We start from the raw sequence: 7412 nt of genomic DNA on the forward strand, positions 1-7412 counted from the left end.
ACCAGAAGACGATCCAAACCATTATCAGCCGTCAGGCGACCTGTCCGATATGCACCCTGGCGGCCATGGGAACACGAGCGGCCACGACCTCTTCGACGGGCTCGCGATCGACACCAGCCACCTAGGGTCGGAAGACCTCCAGCTCGCCCTGCTGTCGCACACGCAGGAAGGCGAGCAATGGCCTGCGTTCATTTTATCACTCTATCACGAGCACTACGAGGCCTGGGCACGCGAGGTCATCGAGGAGCGCCAAGCGAGCAAGACGAAGCTGATCGGGCCCTTGATCGACAGCAGCCTGGGCGTCACCGCCGCGCGCGAGCAAAAGCTGCGGACCGATCCGGCCGTCGAGGTGCTTGGCACGTGGAACTTCGAGTCGAACATCGCTTCCGCGCCCGACTGGCCGACCCGCGACATGGGCGACGCGCTGAGAGAGCCGGTCACGAGCCCGATCCCGGTCTTGTTCGTGCACGGCGACTGGGATACCTCGACGCCGGTCGAAAATACCGTGGGCCTCTTGCCGTACTTTCCGAACGGCCATGCGATCCTCGTCCATCGCGCGGGCCACGACGGCACGTTTTATCAGCTTCGCGGAGAACCGGCTGCGAAGCAGGCGGTCTATGAATTCCTCAAGACCGGCAAGAAGGAAGGCCTCCCCGCCGAAGTGACCTTGCCGGTGCCCAAGTTCGAGGTGCCGCCGTTTGCGCCCCCCGCGCGTGACGTGAAAAGGGAGGCGGGGCGCAAGTAAACCCCGGCGTCCGGGATGACCGGGCGCGCATCTCGGGGGGATTGTGGAAGGTGCCAGCAGGAGACGAGGAAGGGCGGGCCGCCACGATTCGACGCGACAGCCCCGAACGAGGCGTTCAGGCGTAGGATGCCTGGCTCGCCTCGCTCAAGTCTCCTGGCGAAGCGTGAAAAACCCTACAGCGGGGCCATTCTTGCGATATGCCACGGTGAGCAAGATCCGATGCGCCCCGTCGTCCGCGCAAAGGTTGATGCTGTACATGGTCCCCAGGCTGTTGAGCTTCTTGGTCACCTCGTCGAGGACAACCTTCTCTTCCTCCACGATATAGTTGCTCCAGTCCTTGATGTAATCCTTTCCGAGGCCCGAGAGAGTGAGCTTCGACATAGGTGCGCTGACGAGCCTGGCGTCATCGCTTGCTCGTTTTGGGGGCTTTGATCGGCAGGTACCCCAGCACCGCCGCTTCGAGTACGTCCCAGCGTGCCGCGTACGAGGCCCCGATCTTCGTGGCGTAGGTATAGGCTGCATTGCCGATGGCGAGGGCGCTCGGCAGGTCCAGCTCGACGCCCGCCTTGTGGTGCTCGTTGCCCACATCGAGATTGGCGCGCCCGCGCGTCCAGCGGAAATGGGCGTCGAGCACCGACTGGTACAGCGCCGTGGCGCGCACCTGGAAGGAGAGCCCGTCGCGCGTGTACGTGAGATCGAGCTCGCCCCCGTCCGACTTCACCTTGTAGGCCGCATTCGGCCCCGAAAACCCCTTCGAGCGCAGGAAGGCGCCAATGTCCCGCTCGATGGCGGCCACGAATGGCGCGAAGACTTCGGTGACGGCCTGCAGCTTGCGCTCCCGGGACACCGGCTCCGCGAACACATTGAAGCTCGTGACGACGCATGCCACCTCGCCGGCCGCGTCGATACCGAAATAGGTCGCATACGTGCCGTCGCCGTCTCCGGAGCGGAAGATCATCACGTTTTCGCTCGCGCTCCCGTGGGGCCGATGATCCGTCCACCGGCCCCCATTCGCGCGGAGCTCGGGGCTCACGACGTCGTAATAACTCCCATACGAGGGCCCGTCCGCCTTCTTTCGCGCGGCGTCCGCGTCCTGGAGGTGACGCAGGGCGGCCTCGTCGGCGAAGCAGCCGAGCCCCGCGTCGACGGGATACCCGAAGAACCGCCCCTCGCCCAAGGTCGCCGCATCTTGCCCGGCGATCGTCGCGAGCTCGAAATGGTCGATGGCCGCGCGCCGCAAGCGGATCTCGGCGAATCCGATCACCGAGCCCTCTTTCGCGACGAAGAGATGAACGGGATATTTTCCCGGCGCGAGGAGGCGCTCGAACGGAGGCCGCTCGGGCTGCATCATGGGATCGCAGGCCACGAGGCGCCCCGTGGTGAGCACGATTTCGCCAGCGTGAAGGACCTCCTTCACGCCGGCGGCCTTCTTGCCGGCGAGGTGGGCGGTGCGGATCGGGAGGAACGAGCGGGGGAGCGCGTAGCGGGAGTCGTTCATGCGAGCGAGACCCTACCGGATCTCGGCGGCGCCGGCCACGAGCGCCGCCCGCACGCGTGCAATCGCCGAAGGCCCCATGCTGAGCCGCGTGATCCCGAGCCCCACGAACGTCGCCGCGAGCTTCGGATCCGCCGCCGCCTCGCCGCACACGGACACGGCGCGCCCCGCCGCCTGGCCCGCTTTCGCCACCCGGCCCACGAGATCCAATACCGCCGGATGCCCTGCGTCCGCGAGCGCGGCGAGCCTCGGATGGCCGCGCTCCGCCGCGAGTGTGTATTGCGTGAGATCGTTCGTCCCGATGCTGAAGAAATCGACGTGCGGCGCCAGCCGATCCGCGAGGAGCGCGGCCGCCGGCACCTCGACCATGATGCCGAGCGGGACCGGCCAGAGATGAGGTTTTCCCGCTGCATCGAGCGCGCTCGCGGCGCGCGCCAGGGCGGCCTTCGTGGCCTCGATCTCGGACGCCGTCGAGACCATCGGGATCATGATCCGCACGTCACGGCCTCGTCCGGCGCGAAGAATGGCGCGGAGCTGCGCCTCCAGCAGATCGGGCCGATCGAGGGAGAGGCGAATGCCGCGCAGGCCGAGGTACGGGTTTTCCTCCGGGGGAACGTGCAGCCAGGGCAATCGCTTGTCGCCGCCCGCGTCGAGCGTACGAATCACGACGGGCGCGCCGGGGAAGGCGGCGAGGACCTCGGCGTAAAGGTCCGCTTGTTCGTCCTCGCCTGGCGCGTCGTTGCGGTCGAGGAAGAACATTTCCGTGCGCAAGAGGCCGATCCCGAAAGCGCCTGCCTCCCTGGCGGCGCGCGCTTCGAGCGCGCTCGCCGCATTGGCCCAGAGCTCGACCGTGGGGCCGGAGGGAAGGGTGACCTTGCCGTGAAATGCGGCCGCGGAGAGCCGCGCCGCCCGTTCTTCGGCGCGACGGCGCTCGAGATCGGCCGTGATCACCGGGGCCGGATCGATCCATAATTCGCCGGTCCCGCCGTCGAGGCCGAGGCGGGCAGGGGATTCGGGCAGATCCTGAAAGAGGGCCGCGGCGCCGAAGACCGCGGGAATGCCCGCGCCTCGCAGGAGGATCGCGGCGTGCGAGGTCGGGCCGCCGCGCAGGTCGACGACGCCGAGCACGCGGGCCGGATCGAGGCGCGCGGCTTCGCTCGGCAAGAGTTCGTCGGCGAGGAGAATGGCCGGCGGGCCTTCGGGCAAGACGACCGCGGGCGCGGCGCCGAGCGCGCGCAGGACGGCGAGCTCGATGTCGCGCAGGTCGGCGACGCGGGCGCGCATGTACGGGTCGTCCGCGTTCGCGAGGGCCTCGGCCGCGCGAGAGGCCCCGGAATGATATGCGCTCGCCGCATTGCGGCCGGATTCCGTGACGAGATCGCGGGCGGTCCGCAGGATGACGGGATCCCGGAGCAGCGTGCCGTGCATGGTCGCCATGTCGTCATGACCAAAAGCGGCGCGGATTTCCCGCTCGACTCGGTCGAGCGCGGCCATGAGCTTTTCGAGCTCGACGGCCGGATCGTCGACGGAATGGTCAGACAAACGGACCGCGGTTCTTTGCAGGCGAATACAAGGCCCCACGGCGACCCCGGCTGCAATCGGAATCCCGCGGCCCTTCGTGGCCTCCGCCGCGGCCTGCGGCGCGGGAGCGTCGTTCGTCCCGGCCTCGCGCACGAGGGCCGCGAGGGCGCGGACAGCGGCCTCGGCCTCGCGCCCCGTCGCGGCGATTCGCAGGACGTGGCCATGCCGCGCGCCGAGCCCCGACAGGGCAATCACGCTGTCCGTCGTCCGCGGCCCCTTGCCATTCGTTCGATTCTCGATCGTGATCTTCGCATCGAACCGGGAGGCTCGCGAAACGATCCGCGCCGCGGGGCGCGCATGCAGGCCGTGCAGGTCCGCGATTTCGGCGTCCTCCCAGGTCTCGTTTTCACCGCTCTTCTCGACCGGCGCGGGTGCGGGCGCGGGCGCGGCTTCCCCGAGCTGCTCCTCCTTGGCCACGAGGCCCCGCCGCGCCTCGGCCGCGACCTCGTCGAGGCTCCCGCCGCCCGCCGCTCGCACCGCCGCAGCCACCGCGCCCTCGACGAACGGCCCCGACGAGAGCCGCGTCTTCGCCGCAATGGCCGCATCCACGAGATCGAGCGCGGTCTCGGCGCTGAGGAGCGCGCTGCCGAGATCCATCAAGACGACCGCGCCTTGCGCACCGGCCGCGCGTTCGAGCGCCGCGACGATGGCCATGGCATCGGTGCCGAGCTCGTCGCCGGTCTCTCCGATGCCCGCAGCGCATTCGATGAGCACAGCGTCGCCCGTCATCTGCGTCGCGAGCTTGCGCGTCGCCTCCGCGAGGGCGCGGCTATGGGAGACGAGGACGAGCCCGACCGTCGTTTTGCTCATTCCGCTGCCGCCTCGGCGAGGCTCCGGAGGAGGAGCCACATCGACGTGGCGCCCGGATCCTGATGGCCCGCGCTCCGCTCCCCGAGATAACTCGCCCGTCCCTTGCGCGCCACGAGCGGAATCGTGGCCTCCGCGCCCTGCCGCGCCGCCTCGGCCGCCCGCGCGAGCGCCTCGGCGAGCGAGAGCCCCGCGGCGCCCTCGAATGCCTGGATCGCCGGCCCCAGCGCGTCCACCATCGTCTTGTCGAGCGGCTCGGCCTTGCCACGCTTCTGGATGCCCGCGAGCCCGGCCGAGAGCGATTGCTGGATCGTCGCCCGATCGATCTCGGTTTTCCCGGCCGCCACCTTGGCCGCTTCCAGGAACAAGGTCCCATAAAGCGGCCCGCTCGCGCCCCCGACGGTCGAGAGCAACGTCATGCCCACGGTCTTCAGGATCGCGCCGACATCGTCCCGCGTTTGCCCCGCGAGCTTGCCACGCACGGCCGCAAAACCGCGCGCCATGTTCGCCCCGTGATCACTGTCGCCGATGGCCGCGTCGAGCTCGGTCAGGTATTTTTCATTTTCCCCGATCACCTCGGCCGCGCGCTCGATCCAATGAACCACGGCATCCCCGTTCAATACCTCGCGCCCCACGTCAAACCCCCCAGCGCAGCGCCGCCGTGTGCACGGGCGCGTCCCAGTACCGGACCATTTCGTCGTCGACCTGGAGCAGCGTGATCGAAACGCCCGCCATTTCGAGGGACGTGATGTAAGGCCCGACGAGGCTCCGCACGACCCGAAGTCCCCGCGCCGCCGCGAGCTCGTGCGCCTTGCGGAACACCACGTAAAGCTCGAGCAGCGGCGTGCCGCCGAGGCCATTGACGAAGAGGAGCACGTCCTTCCCGGCCCGGAACGGCAGATCGTCGAGGATCGGCTCCATCAACATCTCCGTGAGCCGATCGGCCGGTTCGAGCTTCGCGCGCCGCCGGCCGGGCTCGCCGTGAATGCCGATGCCGACCTCGATCTCGTCCGGCCCGAGCTCGAACGAGGGTTTTCCCGCGTGCGGCACCGTGCACGGCGTGAGAGCGAGCCCCATGCTGCGCCCGTGCTCGTTCACGCGCCGGCCGAGCGCAGCGACGTCCGCGAGGGCCCGCCCCGCCTCGGCCGCGGCGCCGCAGATCTTCTCGACGAGCACCGTGGTCCCGACGCCGCGCCGCCCCGCCGTGTAAAGGCTGTTCTCCACGGCGACGTCGTCATTCACGAGCACGGTCTCCGTGGCGATTCCTATATCGCGCGCGAGCTCTCCGGCCATCTCGAAATTCATGACGTCGCCCGTGTAGTTCTTGACGACGTGGACGACGCCCGCGCCGCCGTCGACGGCGCGCGTGGCTTCGAGGATCTGATCGGGCGTGGGGCTCGTGAACACCGCGCCGGGACACGCGGCGTCGAGCATGCCGCGCCCGACGAACCCGCCATGCAAAGGCTCGTGCCCGCTGCCGCCGCCGGAGAGCACAGAGACCTTGCCGCGCACGGGCGCATCGGCGCGCACGAGGAACGCCGGATCGAACTGGACGCGGAGGAGATCGGGATGAGCGAGGGCCATGCCCGCGAGGGCCTCCTTCACGAGATCGGAAGGCGCGTTGAGGAGCTTCTTCATCGAGGCGGAGGATACCGAAAGAGAGGCGCGACCCGCGAGAGGAAACGGCAAGAGGCGGAAGGGAGGTGGACGCGGATGCCGACGGAGAATGGAGACGGCGAGGCTTCCATGCGAGCGGCCTGCCCTGGGCGACGCTTGCCGTTCCGCCTGGCGACCGCACGTTCCGGGCAGGAAGGGGGGTTCATGCTCAAGAATTTCATTCGCTCTCTCCTCGTCGTTTCCGTGTTTGGTGCAGGGCTCGCGGTGGGGGCGGTGCCGTCCGAGGCTCGGGCGGACATCCCGGCTCCGGAGTCGGAGTTCGTTGACGAGGACCTGGGCGAAGCCGAAGGCGCATTGACCGATTCCGAGGAAGAAGAAGCCCTCGACGAGTCGGAGGAAGCGCTGAGCACGGACGGCTGGCGCCACGATCGGTGGGATCGTCGCCACGATCGGTGGGATCGTCGTCACGATCGGTGGGACCGTCGCCACGATCGGTGGGATCGTCGTCACGATCGGTGGGACCGTCGCCACGATCGGTGGGATCGTCGTCACGATCGGTGGGATCGTCGCCACGATCGGTGGGACCGTCGTCACGATCGGTGGGACCGCTGGCATTGAGACCATTGACGCCGCATTGAGCGTCGCAGGAGGGACAGGAGAGCCGCCCGCCGGGTTTTCGGCGGGCGGCTCCTTTGTGTCGGGGAGCATGACGAGCAATCCGCCTGAGGCGGCACTTGCTGTTCCGCGCCGCGACCGCACGTTGCGTTGAAGGAGGGGGAATCATGGTTACGAATCTCATTCGATTTTTGCTCGTGGCAGGCGTCGCCGGTGCAGGCGCCGCCGTGATTGCGGTGCCTCTCGCCGCGCGCGCGGATATCCTTTCGGGGGAGGACGAGCTGGAACTCGTCGAGGAAAACGTGGCCGCGCTCGTCGACGAGTCCGTGGACGCGGACGCCGACGAGAACGTGGACGAGGGGAGTTCCGCGCTGGAGACGCAGCGGCGCCGCGGCGGGTGGGATCACGGCGGCCGGCGTGGCGGCTGGGATCACGGCGGCCGGCGTGGCGGCTGGGATCACGGCGGCCGGCGTGGCGGCTGGGATCACGGCGGCCGGCGTGGCGGCTGGGATCACGGCGGCCGGCGTGGCGGCTGGGATCACGGCGGCCGGC

Annotated in this window: 7 protein-coding genes; 2 read left to right on the forward strand and 5 right to left on the reverse strand. The window is 69.0% G+C overall.

The features are described from left to right. Nucleotides 1-745 (forward strand): alpha/beta hydrolase (locus QHF83_RS52390; protein ID WP_282425712.1); only part of this gene is annotated, 745 nt, incomplete at its 5' end. A 144-nt stretch (nt 746-889) separates the two neighbouring features. Here the strand turns inward: QHF83_RS52390 and QHF83_RS52395 are convergent. The 5 genes from QHF83_RS52395 to dhaK are packed head-to-tail and all read right to left on the reverse strand — an operon-like array spanning nt 890 to nt 6266. Beyond that, complete coding sequence (locus QHF83_RS52395; protein ID WP_282425713.1) at nt 890-1126, reverse strand: hypothetical protein; 237 nt, start codon at nt 1124-1126, stop codon at nt 890-892. Nucleotides 1127-1148: 22 nt separating this feature from the next. Then, nucleotides 1149-2243: a DUF4241 domain-containing protein gene (locus QHF83_RS52400; RefSeq protein ID WP_282425714.1), complete on the reverse strand. Its 1095-nt coding sequence runs from the start codon at nt 2241-2243 to the stop codon at nt 1149-1151. 12 nt (nt 2244-2255) lie between these two features. Further along, nucleotides 2256-4631 (reverse strand): phosphoenolpyruvate--protein phosphotransferase, encoded by a 2376-nt coding sequence (gene ptsP / locus QHF83_RS52405; protein ID WP_282425715.1) that lies wholly within the window; start codon nt 4629-4631, stop codon nt 2256-2258. Beyond that, nucleotides 4628-5233 carry a dihydroxyacetone kinase subunit DhaL gene (dhaL, locus tag QHF83_RS52410; RefSeq protein ID WP_282425716.1) on the reverse strand — a complete coding sequence of 202 codons (606 nt, stop codon included), beginning with the start codon at nt 5231-5233 and terminating at the stop codon, nt 4628-4630. The genes ptsP and dhaL overlap by 4 nt, the downstream gene beginning before the upstream one ends. Before the next feature lie 31 nt (nt 5234-5264). Next, nucleotides 5265-6266, reverse strand: coding sequence for a dihydroxyacetone kinase subunit DhaK (gene dhaK / locus QHF83_RS52415; RefSeq protein WP_282425717.1), 1002 nt, complete (start codon nt 6264-6266; stop codon nt 5265-5267). Nucleotides 6267-7027: 761 nt separating this feature from the next. Here dhaK and QHF83_RS52420 point away from each other — a divergent pair. Next, nucleotides 7028-7412: hypothetical protein (locus QHF83_RS52420; protein ID WP_282425718.1), on the forward strand; the 385-nt coding region annotated here is incomplete at its 3' end.

Origin of the sequence: Polyangium sp. 15x6 (genome assembly GCF_029960785.1) — a bacterium.
Lineage (GTDB): Bacteria > Myxococcota_A > Polyangia > Polyangiales > Polyangiaceae > Polyangium.

Excerpts from the sequence above, each read along its gene's own strand:
- dhaK (WP_282425717.1), bottom strand. The coding sequence starts at position 6,266 with ATGAAGAAGCTCCTCAACGCGCCTTCCGATCTCGTGAAGGAGGCCCTC.
- QHF83_RS52395 (WP_282425713.1), bottom strand. The coding sequence starts at position 1,126 with ATGTCGAAGCTCACTCTCTCGGGCCTCGGAAAGGATTACATCAAGGAC.
- ptsP (WP_282425715.1), bottom strand. The coding sequence starts at position 4,631 with ATGAGCAAAACGACGGTCGGGCTCGTCCTCGTCTCCCATAGCCGCGCC.
- QHF83_RS52400 (WP_282425714.1), bottom strand. The coding sequence starts at position 2,243 with ATGAACGACTCCCGCTACGCGCTCCCCCGCTCGTTCCTCCCGATCCGC.